Annotated in this window: 13 protein-coding genes; 10 read left to right on the plus strand and 3 right to left on the minus strand. The window is 66.3% G+C overall.

The features are described 5' to 3' along the window. Positions 1-167: 167 nt before the first annotated feature. Both VGB24_RS02545 and VGB24_RS02550 read right to left on the minus strand, forming a co-directional pair. Positions 168-2,102 (minus strand): ATP-dependent metallopeptidase FtsH/Yme1/Tma family protein, encoded by a 1,935-nt coding sequence (locus VGB24_RS02545; protein ID WP_331071384.1) that lies wholly within the window; start codon positions 2,100-2,102, stop codon positions 168-170. A gap of 200 nt (positions 2,103-2,302) precedes the next feature. After that, the gene (locus VGB24_RS02550) at positions 2,303-3,547 is read right to left on the minus strand and encodes a hypothetical protein (RefSeq protein WP_331071385.1); all 1,245 of its coding nucleotides are present in this window, start codon (positions 3,545-3,547) and stop codon (positions 2,303-2,305) included. A 215-nt stretch (positions 3,548-3,762) separates the two neighbouring features. Here VGB24_RS02550 and mdh point away from each other — a divergent pair, with 215 nt between their 5' ends. The 7 genes from mdh (at position 3,763) to VGB24_RS02585 (ending at position 11,791) form a co-directional block, all read left to right on the plus strand. Beyond that, on the plus strand, positions 3,763-4,698 hold the full coding sequence (mdh, locus tag VGB24_RS02555; RefSeq protein WP_331071386.1) for a malate dehydrogenase: 936 nt from the start codon (positions 3,763-3,765) through the stop codon (positions 4,696-4,698). An 81-nt stretch (positions 4,699-4,779) separates the two neighbouring features. Next, positions 4,780-5,286, plus strand: a complete 507-nt coding sequence (gene sdhC, locus VGB24_RS02560; protein ID WP_331071387.1) for a succinate dehydrogenase, cytochrome b556 subunit — start codon at positions 4,780-4,782, stop codon at positions 5,284-5,286. Further along, positions 5,283-5,732 (plus strand): hypothetical protein, encoded by a 450-nt coding sequence (locus VGB24_RS02565; RefSeq protein WP_331071388.1) that lies wholly within the window; start codon positions 5,283-5,285, stop codon positions 5,730-5,732. Before sdhC ends, VGB24_RS02565 begins: the two co-directional genes overlap by 4 nt. After that, entirely contained in the window at positions 5,729-7,471 is a 1,743-nt protein-coding gene (sdhA, locus tag VGB24_RS02570; RefSeq protein WP_331071389.1) for a succinate dehydrogenase flavoprotein subunit, read from the plus strand. The genes VGB24_RS02565 and sdhA overlap by 4 nt, the downstream gene beginning before the upstream one ends. Further along, positions 7,471-8,283, plus strand: coding sequence for a succinate dehydrogenase iron-sulfur subunit (locus VGB24_RS02575; RefSeq protein ID WP_331071390.1), 813 nt, complete (start codon positions 7,471-7,473; stop codon positions 8,281-8,283). The genes sdhA and VGB24_RS02575 overlap by 1 nt, the downstream gene beginning before the upstream one ends. 635 nt (positions 8,284-8,918) lie before the next feature. Further along, positions 8,919-9,065: a hypothetical protein gene (locus VGB24_RS02580; RefSeq protein WP_331071391.1), complete on the plus strand. Its 147-nt coding sequence runs from the start codon at positions 8,919-8,921 to the stop codon at positions 9,063-9,065. A 1,391-nt stretch (positions 9,066-10,456) separates the two neighbouring features. Further along, positions 10,457-11,791, plus strand: a complete 1,335-nt coding sequence (locus tag VGB24_RS02585; RefSeq protein ID WP_331071392.1) for a PIN domain-containing protein — start codon at positions 10,457-10,459, stop codon at positions 11,789-11,791. A gap of 219 nt (positions 11,792-12,010) precedes the next feature. Here VGB24_RS02585 and VGB24_RS02590 read toward each other — a convergent pair whose 3' ends face one another. Further along, positions 12,011-12,253, minus strand: coding sequence for a hypothetical protein (locus VGB24_RS02590; protein WP_331071393.1), 243 nt, complete (start codon positions 12,251-12,253; stop codon positions 12,011-12,013). Between the two features lie 567 nt (positions 12,254-12,820). Between VGB24_RS02590 and VGB24_RS02595 the strand changes: the two genes are divergently transcribed. The 3 genes from VGB24_RS02595 to VGB24_RS02605 all read left to right on the plus strand — a co-directional run bounded on the left by VGB24_RS02595 (position 12,821) and on the right by VGB24_RS02605 (position 17,350). Continuing rightward, positions 12,821-13,402, plus strand: coding sequence for a hypothetical protein (locus VGB24_RS02595; RefSeq protein ID WP_331071394.1), 582 nt, complete (start codon positions 12,821-12,823; stop codon positions 13,400-13,402). Between the two features lie 662 nt (positions 13,403-14,064). Beyond that, entirely contained in the window at positions 14,065-16,530 is a 2,466-nt protein-coding gene (locus tag VGB24_RS02600) for a hypothetical protein (protein WP_331071395.1), read from the plus strand. 301 nt (positions 16,531-16,831) lie between these two features. Continuing rightward, complete coding sequence (locus VGB24_RS02605) at positions 16,832-17,350, plus strand: hypothetical protein (protein ID WP_331071396.1); 519 nt, start codon at positions 16,832-16,834, stop codon at positions 17,348-17,350. Positions 17,351-17,434: the final 84 nt, after the last annotated feature.

The raw sequence follows: 17,434 nt of genomic DNA on the forward strand, positions 1-17,434 counted from the left end.
CTCGCCGGCACGAGGGTCTACGCTGGATGGATCTCCGGCAGGATTGCGGGGATCGTGCCGAAGCCGGCTGGCTGCCGTTGCATCGAATCCCCTTACCAGGACGGGTCCCCTCGCGTAGGCGAGAGGACCCGTTCTCCGCTGGGCCGGGATGGGTGATCCGCCGTGCGTCAGGCCGCCGAGGCCGTCCTCGCCGGGGCAAGGGGAGCGGCGAGGGCGTCGGCCAGCCAGGCGGGGCGCGTGGTGCCGGCCTCTTCCATGATCTCCACCGCTTCGTCGCCCTCGATGGTCTCGCGCTCCAGCAGGGCCACGGCCAGCGCGGCCAGCGGCTCGCGATTGGCCTGGACGACCTCGCGGGTGCGGGCGTACAGCCGCTCCAGGATTCCCTTGACCTCGCGGTCCATCCGCGCGTGGGCTTCGGGGCTGAGGCTTCCCGCCTCGCCGTCGTGGACGAGCAGGCCGGTGTCGTCGCCCATCCCCAGCTGGTACACCATCTTGCGTGCGATGCCGTTCACCTGCTGAAGGTCGTTCTGCGCGCCGCTGGTGATGGCCAGCGGGCCGAACACCAGCTCCTCGGCCGCGCGCCCCGCCAGCCCCTTCATGATCAGCGCCTCCAGGTAGCTGCGCCGGTACAGGAAGCGGTCGTCGGAGGGCGAGAAGTAGGCGACGCCCATGGCCTGCCCGCGCGGCTGGATGGTCACCTTGTGAAGCCCGTCCTCGGGGGCGCACAGCACGCCCACCAGGGCGTGGCCGGCCTCGTGGTACGCCACCGTGCACCGCTCCTGGTCCATCGCGCGGAATCCCTTGCGCTCCTTGCCCAGCAGCAGCCGGTCGCGCGCGGCGTCCACGTGCGCCCAACGGACGGAAGGCTCCTGCTCGCGCGCGGCGGCGATGGCCGCTTCGTTCAGCAGGTTGGCCAGCTCGGCGCCGGTTGACCCGGGGGTCAGCCGCGCCAGGCGCCCCAGGTCCACTTCCTCATGGAGGGGAATGCCGCGCCGTCCGACGTGGAGCTTCAGGATCTCCTCGCGCCCGCCGGAGGTGGGCGGGCTGACGGTGATCATGCGGTCGAAGCGGCCGGGACGCTTCAGCGCCTCGTCCAGGTCGTCCGGTCGGTTCGTGGCGGCGATGACGACCACGCCCGCCAGCGGGTCGAAGCCGTCCATCTCCACCAGCAGCTGGTTGAGCGTGCGGTCGTCCTCGTTGTGGCTGCGGTTGCGCCCGCGCTTGCCGCCCAGCGCGTCGATCTCGTCGATGAAGATCACCCCACCCTTCTTCCGCGCCCGCTTGAACAGCGTCTTGATGCGGTGCGCGCCCATGCCCACCAGGAAGCCGGTGACTTCGGAGCCGGAGATGGAAAAGAAGGGCACGCCCGCCTCGCCCGCCACGGCACGCGCCAGCAGCGTCTTGCCCGTCCCCGGCGGCCCCACCAGGAGCGCGCCCTTGGGGATCCGCGCGCCCAGCCGGGCGAAGCGCTCGGGGGCGCGAAGGAAGTCCACCATCTCGCGCAGCTCGTCGGCCGCGCCCTGCGTGCCCGCCACGTCGTCGAACGTCACGTCCGACGCGCCGGTGCCGCCCAGCTCCTCGCCGGCGCCCTGGTGGAACTGGCGGAACAGGAACCATCCCGCGCCCACCAGGAGCGCCAGCGTCAGCAGCCCGCGCAGCACGCTCTCGGGCGTGGCGCGGGTGGGCGGGGAGGCGAGGGTGAGCTCGACCCCCGCGGCCTCGGCGCGCGCGGCCAGCCCGTCGATCTCCTCCACCGGGAAGGCCACGGCGAAGTCGGGCTTGGCGCCGTTGGCCCCGCCCGCCGCGCCGGCCCACTCGCCCAGGATCACGTCGCCGGGGCGCACGGTGAGGGCCGACACCTTCTTCTGCGTGACGGCGCTGAGCAGCTCGGTGTAGGCGATGCGCGGCAGCTCCGGCGCGCGCACGGCCCACCAGGCCCAGACGGCGACGGCGGCGAGCACCAGCACGGCCATGCCGATGCCCGCCCGCATCAGCCAGGCGGGAACGCGGGGAGAGACGCCGCCCGGGGCCGGCTTGCCCGTGGCGGTGCCCGCGGAGCCGGCCGGCTGCTTGGAGGTGTGTTTTTCGCCGAGTGACGACATGCCGCCGAAACTGCTGAAAGAGAAAAACGCCGCCGAGATGCTCCCGCCGGCGAAGGTGTCACGAATGATTGAACCCGCGCCCCGCCCCGGGGTTCCGGGTGCCGCAAACGGCGGCGGGGCAGCGGGTTGTAAACTAATGAATTTGGCTCTCGCGGGGGAGTGCCGGCGGGGAGCGCCGCGGGGCTGCGCGGCGCGGCCGGCTACTGGTTTCGCGTGCAGCCCAGGCGGGGCGGCGGGGGATCCCCCTTCCCGCGGCGCCAGCGGCGGCAGGCGGGCAGGTCGTCCGCGGGATGGGGCGTGGCCATCAGGCCGTCCGTCGCGGGGGTGATGGCGATTCCCTGGCCGGTCCGGTACGGGGGCCAGGGGTCGCCGGGCGCCACCCACGCCCGGTGCACGCGGCCGGAGGAGTCTCGCGCGGTCAGGGAGTAGTTCGACGTCCGGGAGCCCTCGCGGCGGCCGGGCGCGAGCGCGACGGAGGGCCAGGAGGGTCGCGCGGTGCCGCCGGCGGCGCGCACCGTATCCACCGGCACCCACTCCACGCGGCGGTAGCGGTAGAAGGGGACGTACACCGGCACGGTGCGGTACACCGGCTGGCGTTCGCTGACGGTCTCGTACGTGGTGTCCGTGCGCGTGACCGGCACCCGCACCGTCTCGCGGCGGCGGCTGGGCACGTACCTGGTGTCCATGCACTCCTTGTCCTCGAAGTAGCCGTTCCCCAGGTCGCGCGTGCCGCACACGGTCGTGGAGGTGACGTGCTCGCCTCCGTCCTCCACCCAGCGCTGCTCGTTCCGGTGGCCGACCACGACCTCCGAATACCGGGGCACCTGGCGCGACACCATTTCGTACCGCTCCAGCTCCTGCGTCTGCCCATCCACCACCCGCGCCGTGTCGACCTCCACGGCGCTGTCCGCCAGCGTGCGGCCGGAGTCCGGCACCAGCCGCCGTTCCTCCACCACCACCCCGTGCTCCCACGCCACGGACTCCACCACGGCGGGAATCAGCTCGGGCGGGCGCTGCCGCGGCTTCCACTCGTCGGCGACCGCGGCCACGAACCAAACCAGGACCCCCGCGGCCACGACCAACGCGCGCAGCCCGGGGCGCCACCACCCGGATCCTTGGGCGCGCAGACGCGGGGGCGAGGGGGCGGACGGAGTGCCCCGCGGGACGAGCGGGGACGCGGTCGCATCCGCCCGCGGCGCGCCGCATCCCCCGCACGACGTCAGTCCCGCACGGTTGGTGGCGGCGCACTGCGTGCAGGCCCAGTCCGGGCCGGACCGGGCCTCGGCCAGCCGCGCGGGGTCGGTGATGGCGGGGGCGCCGTCGGCAAGGTAGAACCGGGTGCCGGCCGGGCGCGGCCTGCCGCAGCCGGGGCAGTCCACGTGGCGGCCGTAGATGGCGCGGGAGCCACAGCTGGTGCAATCCCAGCGACCTTCTCGAATGGCCATGGCGACGACGGGGAGGGGGTCCAGCAGGGGGGCGGGCGTGGTGCCCGGAACGGCGCAGAAAAGGAAGGTGCGCACAAACGCCGGAACAGGCAAGAGCCATGGCCCGGGAGTCGCGTTGACACGCCCACGGGCGCCATCTATGTTGCCGCCACAGCCGGCCCGGCATGGACGATCCGTCGCGGGGCGGCCCCCAAAACTCGTACTCTGGCCTGGACATGATAGACAAGATCACCGTCGTCGGCGCCGGCAACGTGGGCGCCACCGCCGCCCAGCGCGTCGCCGAAAAGGAGCTCGCGCGCCACGTGGTGCTCATCGACATCGCCGAGGGCATTCCGCAGGGCAAGGGGCTCGACCAGTGGGAGAGTGCCCCCATCGAGCTCTTCGACACCCGCGTGACGGGCAGCAACGGCTACGAGGAGTCGGCCGGGTCGGGCATCTACATCGTCACCGCCGGCATCGCCCGCAAGCCGGGGATGAGCCGCGACGACCTGCTGAACACCAACGCCGGCATCGTCCGCTCGGTCTGCGAGAACATCGCCCGCGTGTCGCCCGACGCCATCATCATCATGGTCAGCAACCCGCTGGACGTGATGTGCTACGTGGCCATGGAAGCGTCCGGGTTTCCCCGCGAGCGCATCATCGGCATGGCGGGCGTGCTGGATACGGCGCGCTACCGCTCGTTCCTGGCGGAGGCGATCGACGTCAGCGTCGAGGACATCCAGGCGATGGTGCTGGGCGGCCACGGCGACACCATGGTGCCGCTGATCAGCTACACGACGGTGAGCGGCATTCCCATCACGCAGCTGATCGACCGCGAGAAGCTGGACGCCATCGTGGACCGCGCCCGCAACGGCGGCGCCGAGATCGTGAAGTACCTGAAGACGGGGAGCGCCTACTACGCCCCGTCGAGCGGCGCGGTGCAGATGGCCGAGGCCATCGTCAAGGACAAGAAGCGCATCCTTCCCTGCGCGGCGTTCCTGCAGGGCGAGTACGGGATGAGCGGCCTGTTCCTGGGCGTGCCCTGCAAGCTGGGCCGCACCGGGCTGGAGCAGGTGCTGGAGGTGACGCTGACCGACGACGAGCGCGCCGCGCTGGAAAAGAGCGCCGAGGCCGTTCGCGAGCCCATGCGCGTGCTGGGCGCCAAGGTCTGATCCACCGCGCGCCGCCGCGCCGCGCTTCCTCCGGGGGCGCGGCGCGGCGGCCGTTGGGAACCCGATACGGAGTACCTGCACATGGCAACCGACTTCCGGAACCGCTCCCTGGCCCAGGGGCTCCGCTACAAGGGGAGCACCGGGATGTGGACCTGGCTCCTGCACCGCGTGACGGGGCTGGGCATCCTGGCGTTCCTGATCGTGCACGTCGCCGACACGGCGGCGGTGGTGTACTGGCCGGACTTCTACGACCACACCCTCGACATCTACCGCAGCCCGCTCTTCCGGGTGGCGGAGCTCATCATCTTCTTCTCCGTCCTGTACCACGCGCTGAACGGCACGCGCATCATCCTCCAGGACTTCTGGCCCATCGCCATGCTCCACCAGCGGCGCCTGGCCTTCGGCGCGCTGGGGCTGACGGCGCTGTTCATCATCCCCGTCGCCTACATCATGCTGGCGCCCCTGTTCGGCCTGCGTGAGGAGCCGGGCGCCGAGCGGCACCGCCAGCGGCAGATGCAGCAGGGCGGGGGATACGAGGCGCAGGCCGCGCCCGCCGTGGCGCCGGTGAGCATGGAGGCGCCGCGATGAGCACCGTGATCGACGAGGTGCCGGCGGAGGGCGGGCGCGGCGCACCGCGCCCGGGGGGCGGCTACGACCAGCCTTTGATGCAGAAGAAGGGCAAGTTCGAGCTGTACAGCTGGGTGTTCATGCGCATCTCGGGGATTCTCCTGCTCTTCATGGCGCTGTACCACCTGTACTGGTGGAACATCGTGGTGGGGGTGGAGCACCTGAGCGCCGACCTGGTGCTGGAGCGCTGGAACCAGCCGCTGTGGCGCCTTTACAACGTGGCGCTGGCCGCCTTCGCCCTGCTGCACGGGCTGAACGGCGCGCGCTACTCCATCGAGGACTACGTCCGCAAGCCGCAGCCACGAAAGATCGTAAAGGCGGTGGTGTACGGCGTGGTCCTGCTGTCCCTGGCCTGGGGAATCTTCGCCCTGATGACCTACGACTTTTCCGCCGCGGCGCGCCGATGATCCACACTCACACGTACGACGCGCTGGTGGTGGGTGGCGGCGGCGCGGGAATGATGTCGGCCATCTACCTGTCGCGCACCCCGGGGCTGCGCACGGCCGTCATCAGCAAGCTGTATCCGACGAGGTCCCACACGGGCGCCGCGCAGGGCGGGGTGTGCGCCGCGCTGGCCAACCTGGAAGAGGACCACCCGGAGTGGCACGCCTTCGACACCGTGAAGGGCTCCGACTACCTGGGTGACCAGGACGCCATCGCGGCGATGTGCGAGGAGGCCATTCCGGTGATCATCGAGCTGGAGCACATGGGGCTCCCGTTCAGCCGCACCCCGGACGGCAAGATCGCCCAGCGCCCCTTCGGCGGGCACACGCACCACTTCGGACAGGGCCCGGTGCGCCGCAGCTGCTACGCGGCCGACCGCACGGGGCACATGATCCTGCAGACGCTCTATCAGAACTGCATCAAGGGCGGTGTAGAGTTCTTCGACGAGTTCCAGGTGATGGACGTGATCCTGGCCGACGACGGGCGCTGCTGCGGGTGCATCGCGTACGAGGTGGCGACGGGCGACCTTCACATCTTTCACGCCAAGGCCGTGGAATTCGCCACGGGCGGCTTCGGGCGGGTGTGGTCGATTACGTCCAACGCGCACGCCAACACGGGTGACGGCGTGGCCATCGCCCTCCGGCGGGGAATTCCGCTGGAAGACATGGAGTTCTACCAGTTCCACCCCACGGGCATCTACCGCCTGGGAATCCTGATCACCGAGGGCGTGCGCGGCGAGGGCGGCATCCTGCGCAACGACCACGGTGAGCGCTTCATGGAGCGCTACGCGCCCACCATGAAGGACCTGGCGTCGCGCGACGTGGTGTCGCGCGCCATCAGCATGGAAATCCGCGAGGGGCGGGGGATCAACGGCAAGAAGATGGTCTACCTCGACGCCACGCACCTGGGCGCCGACGTGATCGAGAACAAGCTTCCCGACATTGCCGACTTCTGCCGCACCTACCTGGGCATCGACCCGGTGAAGGAGCCCATGCCCATTCAGCCCACGGCGCACTACGCCATGGGCGGCATTCCCACGGACGCCAACTGCCGCGTGGTACGCGACGTGAACAACACCGTCCTTCCCGGGATGTACGCGGCCGGCGAGACGGCGTGCGTCTCCGTGCACGGCGCCAACCGGCTGGGCACCAACTCGCTGCTGGACCTGGTGGTGTTCGGGCGCCGCGGCGGGCTGGCCATGGCCGAGTTCTGCCAGACTGCCGACCTGCCGCCGCTGCCCAAGAACCCGGAGGCGTTCGCGCGCGAGCAGCTGGACCGGCTGCTGGGCGTAAAGGGCGGGGGCGAGCCCGCGGCCCGCATCCGCGACGAGATGCAGGACGTGATGCAGGACGACGTGGGCATCTACCGCACCGGCGAGGGAATGGCGAACGCGCTGGCCAAGGTGCGCGAGCTCAAGGAGCGCTTCAAGGGCGTGTCGGTGAGCGACAAGGGTTCGCGCTTCAACACCGACCTGCTCGAGGCGTGGGAGCTGGCCAACCTGCTGGACCTGGCCGAGGTGACGGCGCTGAGCGCCGTGAACCGCACCGAGAGCCGCGGCGCCCACATGCGCGAGGACTTCCAGTCGCGCGACGACGCCAACTGGCTGAAGCACACGTTCGTCACGCAGCGCGACGGGCAGATGGACATCACCTATAAGCCGGTGACCATCACCCAGTTCCAGCCCAAGGAGAGGGTGTACTGATGGCGGCGCCGAAGACGATCAAGCCGAGTGCCGGCGGGGGCGGCAAGGCGGCGGCGAAGCTCGCGACGGGCAAGCGCATTGTGCTGCGCCTGTACCGCTTCAACCCGGATGTCGACGAAAAGCCGGTGTACCGTGAGTACACGGTGACGGCCGACCCTACGGACCGCGTGCTCGACGCGCTGAACCAGGTGAAGTGGTACGAGGACGGCTCGCTCACCTACCGGCGCAGCTGCGCCCACGGCATCTGCGGGTCCGACGCCATGCGCATCAACGGCGTGAACCGCCTTGCGTGCAAGGTGCTGATCCGCGACGTGGGCGAGCACGTGACCATCGAGCCGCTGATGGGCTTTCGCGTGATCAAGGACATGGTGGTGGACATGGAGCCGTTCTTCGCCCAGTACCGCTCCGTGCTGCCGTTCCTGATCAACGATTCGCCGGTGCCGTCCACGGGCCGCGAGCGCCTGCAGTCGGTGCACGACCGCGAAAAGTTCGACGACACCACCAAGTGCATCCTGTGCGCGGCCTGCACCACCAGTTGCCCCAGCTTCTGGGCCGACGAGAACTTCGTGGGCCCGGCGGCCATCGTGAACGCGCACCGCTTCATCTTCGACTCGCGCGACACGAACGCCAACGAGCGGCTGGACATTCTGAACGACCGAGAAGGGGTGTGGCGGTGCCGCACGATCTTCAACTGCACCGAGGCCTGCCCCCGCGAGATCCGCATCACCAAGGCGATCGGCGAGGTGAAGAAGGCGATCCTCAAGGGCAGCCGCGACATCCCCATCCGCCAGCCCGCGACGTCGCACGGCTAGGTACGCATCGTTTCGGCAACACGAACCGGCCCCGCGGCATCGCCGCGGGGCCGGTTTCCTTCAATATCGGCGAATGAGCATGGATGTTTATCAGGAAGCAGCGGCTTTCCGTCGAGCACTCGGCATCGTAGCACCCATGGCGAGAGCCAGCGCATTCCTTTGGTTTCCTCGCGGGAGTTGCGGTGATGCCACCGATCTACTCGGCACCTACCTCCGGGAGAGAGGTGCCGGGAAATTTTACTACGTCTTGGGGGAGAAGCATCAATCGGAATGCGACGGCGGGTATCTCTCGCATGCATGGCTGGAGCGGGACGGTGTGATCACCGACATCACCGCAGACCAGTTTCCTGAGATCTCCGAGCCGGTCATCGTTACTACGGATTCACCTTGGCATCGTACATTCACAGCGCGTAGGCCTCGTAATGCTGATTTTCGTGCGGCTGGGAGCCCTGAGCTACATCTCCCGAGAGATGTTTACGATCAGGTGCTGGAGTTGATCTTTCCCTAACGCAGCTGTTGCACTGTCGCAGGATGATGCTGCGGGCCGGTATGTTTTCGTTGTTGGTCAATTCAGTATGGCCGCAGTCGCTCATCCTGGACCCCGAGCGGTTCAGCTTGAAGACGGCGATAGGCGTGTGGCGCTACCGCACCATATCTTCAACTGCGCCGAGGCCTGCTCGCGCGAGATCGGCATCACCAAGGCGATCGGCGAGGTGAAGAAGGCCATCCTCAAGGGCAGCCCCGACATCCCTATCCACCTGCCGACGACGGCGCACGGCTGAGGATGCGTCGCTCGACAGTACACAACCGGCCCCGTAGCAATGCTGCCGCGTGGCCGATGGCGTACATATCCAAAATCCGCACCACGGCTCGATGCGCATCCAATTGCGTCGTGTCATTGTTGCTTGACGTGGGGAACGCGGGGCATTATCTGGAAATGAGCGGGTTCGGCCATGCGAGCGCCAGGTTTTATTCTGCCGCCCGTGTGCCGGAACGGCGAGGGCGTAATCAGCGTTGGGTGTCGGGCGGAATTCTGTCCACTCAACAACAAGTTAGGCGGCTCCACACCCAAATATCTCGGGGATATTAGCGTGCTTGATTGGTTGATCGTTCCAAATGTTGGTCATGGCCTCTGTGCCTCCTTGGTTTCCCATCCGTTCGATGTTCTCCAAATCGACGTGGGTGCGAAGAGCCCAGAGCGTGCGTGGCATGCCTTTTCGGCGCTCCCGCGCCCCCAGACCTTGGTAATCTCTCACTTCCACTGGGACCACTACTCAGGTCTGTTCGCTGCCCCGCCCGGTCGTGTACTCAGTCTCCGCCGCGTTTACTTCCCGCGCCTACCAGACTTCCCTGAGCGGCCGCAGTTGGCGCGGGCTCTTTGGGCTACTTTTGCACGTGCATTGGGCGGCAGGACCGGACTTCCTGCCGGTGATCTACGGAATCTGATCAGCAACATGAACAGTCAGCCTTGGGAGTCGGTCCCAGTTTCAGCAGGAGACTTCATTCAGAGCGGCCAGCGCGAGTTGGAGGTTCTCTGGCCTCCCCGTGACCTCGACACTGTGGTTTTCCGTAATGCAGTATCATCCGCTTTGGACGCCGTGGAAGATGCGCGAGGTGAAGATAGTCTACTCGATGAACTCCTTGATGAGGCAGGAGAGCGGCGCGAGTACAATCCGTTCGAGCAGCGAGAGGCCGAGGTTCGAGAGCCGGCTTGCCAGGATGGAAGAAGTGACCGAGAGAAACAATCCTTACGTACCGCCACTCGTGTTGCGCTTACAAGACTCACTGCCGTAGCGAACCACGTGTGCATTGCCGCGCACCTGCCCAACCGGTTCCTCTTTCTAGGAGATCTAGGAGAAAAGAACTTGGAAGTACTATCGAATGATCTCGCGCGCCGTAGACATCGGTGGTACTCCATTGCGTTGAGTGCGCATCATGGAACTCATTGGAGCGAAGAACTCTCGACGCTAGTACCCACAATGGTGGTTTCCTCTTGTGGCGGATATTTAAGCGCGAAGCACCGCTGGCAGTATTCCATCTGGGGCGAAATGCTTTGGCGAACCGACCACCACGGCGGTCTCACCCTGCCAATGAATTGAATAAATGAGCCGCCTCACCACGGCGCTGCAGGCGATAGACGGCCAAGCATTGTTCCCTCGCCAAGGCTGAAATCATGACTGAGTCACGTACAGCAGTTTTCCTAGACACCATGATTTATCTCCACTACCGTCACGTGGAGGAGGTCGACTGGCTATCATTGCTCGCCAGCCGGCACATTGTGATCGTCGTACCTCGTATCACCGTTCGTGAACTCGATAAGCACAAGGATTCTCATCCTTCTCGCGATATTCGAGAGCGGGCGCGACGCATTCTCCAGCGGATCGAGGGATGGCAACAGTCGAGTGAGCTCCGTGAAGGAGTGCGCATCGAAACGTACCCCAAGCTCCCGCGAATTGATCTGAGTGAGCACGATCTCGATCCAAGCAGAGCCGACGACGTACTCATAGCTACGATTCTGCAGTTCCGCAGAGACAACCCCGATCTTGATGTTCTGCTGGTGACGCAGGATACCACGCCTAAGCTCACGGCGCGGCCACTTGGAATTGCTGTGTCCAGCCTGCCTGAAGAACTAAGGCTCCACGCTGCAATTGATCCTGTCGAACAAGAGAACCGAGACCTTCGGCGCCAGCTTGACCGACTCCGGGCCGCAACTCCGAAGTTGGCCCTCCAATTCATCACAAAATCGGAGACTCAGTCTAGTCACACTCTACGTATTAACTTGGCTCGACCGCCCGGGAGCCCTGAGCTATTCATCGCGGAGCAAGCAGCTGAATTGGAGCGGAAGTATCCCCCACTTACCAAGAGCAACTCCACAGGCGGTGCAACGACCATCGCGGCGGCACTCGCAATCATGGGGGGGATTCCCGAGTCGGAATTCGCTCGTTATAACCGCGATCGCATCCAGTATTTCGAGGCGTTCGCGGAATACCTCCGTAGTGATTGGGAGCGGCGTATAGCCGAAAGACTTTCAATCGACATCGAAATTCAGATTGTAAACAGCGGAACAGCGCCTGCCGAAGATGTGGATGTGCACCTGCATTTCCCCGACGGGTTCCTGCTAGTAGATAAAGATTCCGTCCCCGAGCCTGCGAAAGCGCCTAGCCCACCGGTAAGGCCCCGCACGCAATCGGAGTTGTTCCAGGAGTCTATGAGGAGCTTTCACTTGTATCAGCCGTCATACGAGTCGCTGTTTCGAGGCACCTCTGGCGTGGCGCGAGAACGCAACGTTTCGTATCCGCACATCGAGGAAACGGGTAGCTACGACGTGGACTGGCACGTGAAGCGGGTCAAGCACCAACAGCCAATCATCCTCGATCCACTTCGCGCTACTTTCGAATCCTTCGATGATGTGCGTAGCTTCGGTATAGAGTATCGCCTTCTCGCTGCGAACGTCCCTGAACCCATCGAGGGAAAACTCAACGTCGTTGTAGAAACGGCGAAGAAGTAAGGACGTGCCTGTGGAGTTCTTCGATTCCAGTAGCAGTGGTGTGGTGCAGATAGCTGCCCGGCCGAGGATGCCCAACAATTGAATGCAGGCGACGAACCCCCGTCCATGTTTTTAGCATTCCCCAAATCTTGCTAATGCGGGTTCGCGCCTGATCCTACACATCAGGCCGCTGGGCAAGCATCGCGGCAGCCGCAGGCCTCTGCGGCTGCCGTGTAATCCTCACGCAAGCGGCGCCACTCCCCGCGCCTGAGCCCACTGCATCGCCACATCCCTCGCCTCGCGTAGGCTGGTGCCGAACTCCAGCACCGATTCCGCGACGAGCAGATCCATCGCCAGCTCGTCTTCCGGTGCGTAGCGGGCGAGTTTGATCGAGGAGTTCGCCACCGCTACGAGTGCGCCGAACCTGTCCGTCAGGATCTCCAGGAGCCGCATCGGCGAGGGCGGGTGCTGCTGCTGTTCCATGCTGAACCTCCAAGCTCTTGACCCTGACCGCAGGGCAGGGCTACTGTTTGGGTGCGAGCGGCCGTCGGGTCGGTCGTCTGTGAGGCTGGCCGATTTCTTCTTGGAGGGAGAGCGGGCAGCCTCGCTCTTTCGCCCTGCTGGACACAAGCTAGTATCCGTGCGGCTGGGTGCCCACCCGTTCGTGTCCAAATGCATGGATTTCAAGGAAGCGAGTTCCCGGCTGACTGACGGACACACGCTCGTCGACATCGCAGCAGAGACAGGAATGTCGGAGGCCACGGTGCGCCGCGCGCGGCTCGACCCGAGCAGTCCAGCTTACCGGTCGCCACCGCCGAACTGGAAAGAGGCTATAATCAGACTAGCCGAGCAGCGGATCGAAAGCCTTCGCGTGCTAATCAGCACGCTACGCAGGTGAGGCGCTGACAGGCTCAATCCGCTAATCGGGTCGCAGCCCAACAATCTGCTGGCAGGGGATGGTCCGGACATGCTTTTCGCCCGAAGACGGGCCTCTGCGCGCAGGCCCCGCGCGTGTTTTTCCCGCAGGGCTTCATCGATCAGGAGTTTCTCATGCGCAAAACCGCGTCCCCGAAGCCGCTTTCGTTGACCCTGCTGCTCGCGGCACTAACGGCATGCCGGGGCGACATGGCGGATCCCCCCACCCCGGTCCTCGAAGCAAGCGCGGCGGGCCAGTCGCAGGGCCAGCGGCCAGACCGATCCGCCGAGGCGCACGGTCCGCGCATCGCGCAGCAAGTCCCGGACTTCGGCGGCTGGTTCTTCGACGAGAATGGGGACCTGAACGTCTGGGTCCGGGACGCCGACGTGCACCGTACCCGTGCGCGCGGCGTCGTCGCCCAGGTGGCCGCGGAGGTGGGGCTGATTCCCGCGAAGCCAGGCTACAGGATCATCATCCGTGAGGGGCGCCACGGCTGGCAGGAGCTCAGCGACTGGCGCGACCAGATCGAGGCAGTCGCGGGCGGAATCGAAGGGGTCCGCTGGGTGGATCTGGACGAGAGGATCAACCGGATCGCCGTGGGGGTGATCTCCGGGCGTGCGCGAGCGCAGGTCCGGCAACAGGCGGACGAGCTCGGAATTGCGACATCCGCGCTGAGCATCCAGTCTGTGGGCGCCGGAGGCGCTGGACTGCAATGATCCTTGCACTCTCAATCCGGATAATCCGGATTGCAACACCGATCAGTGCGAGCTGAACCTGCACCACCCCTCCAGGGGCGCGCGGATCGACCCTTCTCGACGCGAGCCGCCCAGTGCTGCGGATCGTCCGGGATCAGGTGACCAGCACAATCTTGGTGGCTCGGGGAAACGACTGGACAAAGTTGGAACCACCGGCTGGACCTCGGGACTCGTCCAGGACGTCTGCCGTACGGAGTACCAGACCGTGCCGGACAAGCGCAGGCACACGACTGCAGGGGATGCGGGACCTTGCATGCTTCAGCCGGACGGAAGCGTTGCGCGCTGGCCCGCACCCCTGGACCTTGGGCGTGCGGTGAGGATGCACGATGGATCTGTGCATCCCCGCCTTCTTGGTACGTTGGATGGTTCAGGCTTGCGCGGACCCCGATCCGGACAGATCATTGACGCATTCACCAGGTGTTTCGTGCGCGCGAGCTCACCAGCACCGTGTGGGGGAACACGCGGCGGAGCCGGAGACGCGCCGCGGGGCCGTACGATTGCGCGCGCCGAATCCGTGCGCCGCGCGCCCGTGCCGAGAGCTCCGAGCCTCAGACACCCCGAAGTACTCCTTGTTTTCGATTTCCTTTCCTGCACCTCCCGCGACACACGTTACAATGCGCCCGATGACGAGCCTCGCACGCCTGCTGATCCCCATCTCCATACTCGTGGGGGCCGCGTGCGGAAAGGATGGAACGGGGACGGACCGCACTCCCGAACCGCCGGTAGCGCCCAGCTTCGTGGAGATCGCCAGCGACCCGGGCGACTTCGTGGGTCGAGGGCAATCCTACCGCTACACCAAGTCGGACGCGGTGCTGGCCGTACAGGCGACCGGGGGGAAGATCACGGTGCGGGTGGAGGGCGACCAGCAGTGGGATGGGGAGTTCATATTGCCCAGCAAGCACAACAAGGTCGTCCCCGGCACCTTCACCGGCCTCAGCCGTTCCCCGTTCCACGATCCCGCCGCCGGTGGTTTGAGCTGGGCCGGAGAAGGGCGTGGGTGCAACAAGCTCTCGGCGTCGCTCACGGTGGAGCGCGCCACCTACGAGGCGGACCAGCTCACCGCCCTCGAGCTTCGCTTCGAGCAGCACTGCGAGGGGAGTACTCCCGCCCTGCGCGGGAGGATCCAGTGGTCGGCCGCGGATCCGACGATTCCACCAGGTCCGGTGAACCCGCCCCCGAGCACCCTGTGGCGCGCGGCCCCGGGATTGGTTCCCGCGACGGGCAACTACGTCTACCTGCAGAGCGACGTCGGCGACTTCATCGCGGGAGGGAGGTCGTACACGTACCCCGGTGGCGCACTGTCCGTGACCACGTCGGGGGGACTTCTATCGGTGGTCGTCACCGCCAATGAATCCTGGCGCGGCGACTTCCAGGCGATGAACAGCCTGACCGAACTGAAGCCCGGGTACTATGGCGACCTTCGCCGCTACCCCTTCCACAATCGCCTGAAGGGCGGCATGGCGTGGGGCGGGGAGGGACGCGGCTGCAACATGCTCACCGGGTGGTTCGTCGTCGATCAGGTCACCTACGCTGGCGGGAACCTGACCGAGATCGCGCTGCGCTTCGAGCAGCACTGCGAAGGGGGCGGCCCCGCGCTGCGCGGCCAGATCCGCTGGTCCGCGGCGGACGTTCCTCCGCTGCCCCTTCCGGTGAACCCGCCTCCCAGCACGCTCTGGCGGGCGGATGCCGCAGCGGTCCCCGCCAGCGGCAGCTACGTATACCTGAAGAGCGATGCGGGCGACTTCGTCGGCGGGGGGAGGACGCACCTCTACCAGACCGGCGCGTTTTCCGTGAGCGGCAGCGACGGCCTCATGACCGTCACCGTCGCCGCGGACGAGAACTGGCGGGGCGAGTTCAAGGCGATGAACCACCTGACCGAGCTGAAGCCGGGTTACTACGGTGACCTCCGCAGGTACCCCTTCCACAACCCGCTGGCGGGCGGCCTGGCCTGGAGTGGGCAGGGGCGTGGGTGCAACACGCTGTCCGGCTGGTTCGTCGTGGACCGGGTCGTCTACACCGCGGGCAAGATCACCGACATCGAGCTGCGCTTCGAGCAGCACTGCGAAGGGGGCGGCCCCGCCCTTCGCGGCCAGATCCGCTGGTCCGCGGCGGACGTCGCCCCTCCGCCCGAGCCGGTGAATCCGCCGCCGAGCACGCTCTGGCGCGCGGATGCCTCCGCGGTCCCGGCCAGCGGCAGCTACGTCTATCTCAAGAGCGATGCGGGCGACTTCGTCGGAGGGGGGAGGACGTACCTGTATCAGACGGGTGCATTTTCCGTCAGCAGCAACGCCGGACTCCTCACCGTTACCGTCGCCGCGGACGAGAACTGGCGGGGCGAGTTCAAGGCGATGAACAATCTGGACGAGCTGAAGCCCGGTTATTATGGCGACCTGCGCCGCTACCCCTTCCACAATCCGCTGAAGGGCGGCCTCTCCTGGGGCGGACAGGGCGGCTGCAACACGCTCACCGGGTGGTTTGTTGTCGATCGGGTCACCTACACCGGCGGGAACCTGAGTTCCGTCGAGCTGCGCTTCGAGCAGCACTGCGAGGGGGGCGGCCCCGCACTTCGCGGCCAGATCCGCTGGTCCGCGACGGACGTCGCCCCTCCGCCCGAGCCGGTGAATCCGCCGCCGAGCACGCTCTGGCGCGCGGATGCCTCCGCGGTCCCGGCCAGCGGCAGCTACGTCTATCTCAAGAGTGATGCGGGCGACTTCGTCGGAGGGGGGAGGACGCACCTCTACCAGACCGGCGCGTTTTCCGTGAGCGGCAGCGACGGCCTCATGACCGTCACCGTCGCCGCGGACGAGAACTGGCGGGGCGAGTTCAAGGCGATGAACCACCTGACGGAGCTGAAGCCGGGTTACTATGGTGACCTCCGCCGGTACCCCTTCCACAACCCGCTGAAAGGCGGGCTGGACTGGGGCGGGCAGGGGCGTGGGTGCAACACGCTGTCCGGCTGGTTCGTCGTGGACCGGGTCGTCTACACCGCGGGCAAGATTACCGAGGTCGAGCTGCGCTTCGAGCAGCACTGCGAGGGTGGCGGCCCCGCGCTACGCGGGCAGATCCGCTGGTCCGCGCCGGCGAGCTGATGGGCTCAGGCGGGAGGAAATCCCCGATAGGATCGCCAGCAGGGGGGACCCTGATCGTGCAGGACGGCGCGTACGCAAACACCACCCCGCTCCGTATGGGCGCCGCACCCGACCGCCCAAGCATCTATGCAGTTGTCGTTCGCCTACCAGGGTACCGCACGTGGCGCCGTTCCCGGGTCCGCGTGCCGCGACGGCCCTGCACAGTCCGCACGACCTTTGTCCGCGCGGTCCTCCAGCCCGCACCCTGAGCCCGTGAAGCGTTAGGCGTTAGGCCCGCGATCCCCCACGTGATATTCCAATTATGCATCGCCTTCCAGCGCGCTCACTCGTCGATATCTCGCTCTCCGAGGACGCATTCCGCTCTGATTTTGAGATCACCGACAAGTACCAAGGGTTCTCCGCCGAGCTCGTGCGCCTGGCCCTCTTGGGAATTGCTGGATACGGCTTCTTGCTTTCGAACCTAGCGCTCAATAATGCGCAGCCGTCGGATTTTTTCGAGAAGCTCGTGAAATTTCGATGGCTACTGGGGGTGGGTGTTGTTTCTCTCGGTGTTGCTGCCGCATCGGCGCTTGCCCATCGGTTTTTCTCTACCGACTGCCTTTCTCATCAAGTAACCATTCTGCGCCTGCTGAAGCGAGCCAACGCTGAGCACTGGACACCCGAAGAAAAGGCCGCTGACCGCGAGCGCCTTACGCGAGAGCGTGAAGAGCAGATGCACGATCTAAGACGATGCCGCCGTCTTCTCTGGGTTGCAGCTGGAGCTTTGGTTCTAGGCGCCTCGGCCGTAGTCTTGAGTTTCGCCGCTGTCCTGCTGGCTTAAGCGAGAACGCTCCAGACGCCAAAAGACACGTGAAGTTTACATCCCTTGAACGTACGCCTGACGTCGGATAACGACGATGAGCCC

The organism is Longimicrobium sp. (assembly GCF_036399935.1).
In the GTDB taxonomy this organism is placed as follows: Bacteria; Gemmatimonadota; Gemmatimonadetes; order Longimicrobiales; family Longimicrobiaceae; genus Longimicrobium.

Coding starts and splice junctions, on each gene's coding strand:
- VGB24_RS02545 (WP_331071384.1), bottom strand. CDS start 2,102: ATGTCGTCACTCGGCGAAAAACACACCTCCAAGCAGCCGGCCGGCTCC.
- VGB24_RS02565 (WP_331071388.1), top strand. CDS start 5,283: ATGAGCACCGTGATCGACGAGGTGCCGGCGGAGGGCGGGCGCGGCGCA.
- VGB24_RS02575 (WP_331071390.1), top strand. CDS start 7,471: ATGGCGGCGCCGAAGACGATCAAGCCGAGTGCCGGCGGGGGCGGCAAG.
- VGB24_RS02595 (WP_331071394.1), top strand. CDS start 12,821: ATGCGCAAAACCGCGTCCCCGAAGCCGCTTTCGTTGACCCTGCTGCTC.
- VGB24_RS02550 (WP_331071385.1), bottom strand. CDS start 3,547: ATGGCCATTCGAGAAGGTCGCTGGGATTGCACCAGCTGTGGCTCCCGC.
- VGB24_RS02600 (WP_331071395.1), top strand. CDS start 14,065: ATGACGAGCCTCGCACGCCTGCTGATCCCCATCTCCATACTCGTGGGG.
- sdhA (WP_331071389.1), top strand. CDS start 5,729: ATGATCCACACTCACACGTACGACGCGCTGGTGGTGGGTGGCGGCGGC.
- VGB24_RS02590 (WP_331071393.1), bottom strand. CDS start 12,253: ATGGAACAGCAGCAGCACCCGCCCTCGCCGATGCGGCTCCTGGAGATC.
- sdhC (WP_331071387.1), top strand. CDS start 4,780: ATGGCAACCGACTTCCGGAACCGCTCCCTGGCCCAGGGGCTCCGCTAC.
- mdh (WP_331071386.1), top strand. CDS start 3,763: ATGATAGACAAGATCACCGTCGTCGGCGCCGGCAACGTGGGCGCCACC.
- VGB24_RS02605 (WP_331071396.1), top strand. CDS start 16,832: ATGCATCGCCTTCCAGCGCGCTCACTCGTCGATATCTCGCTCTCCGAG.
- VGB24_RS02585 (WP_331071392.1), top strand. CDS start 10,457: ATGACTGAGTCACGTACAGCAGTTTTCCTAGACACCATGATTTATCTC.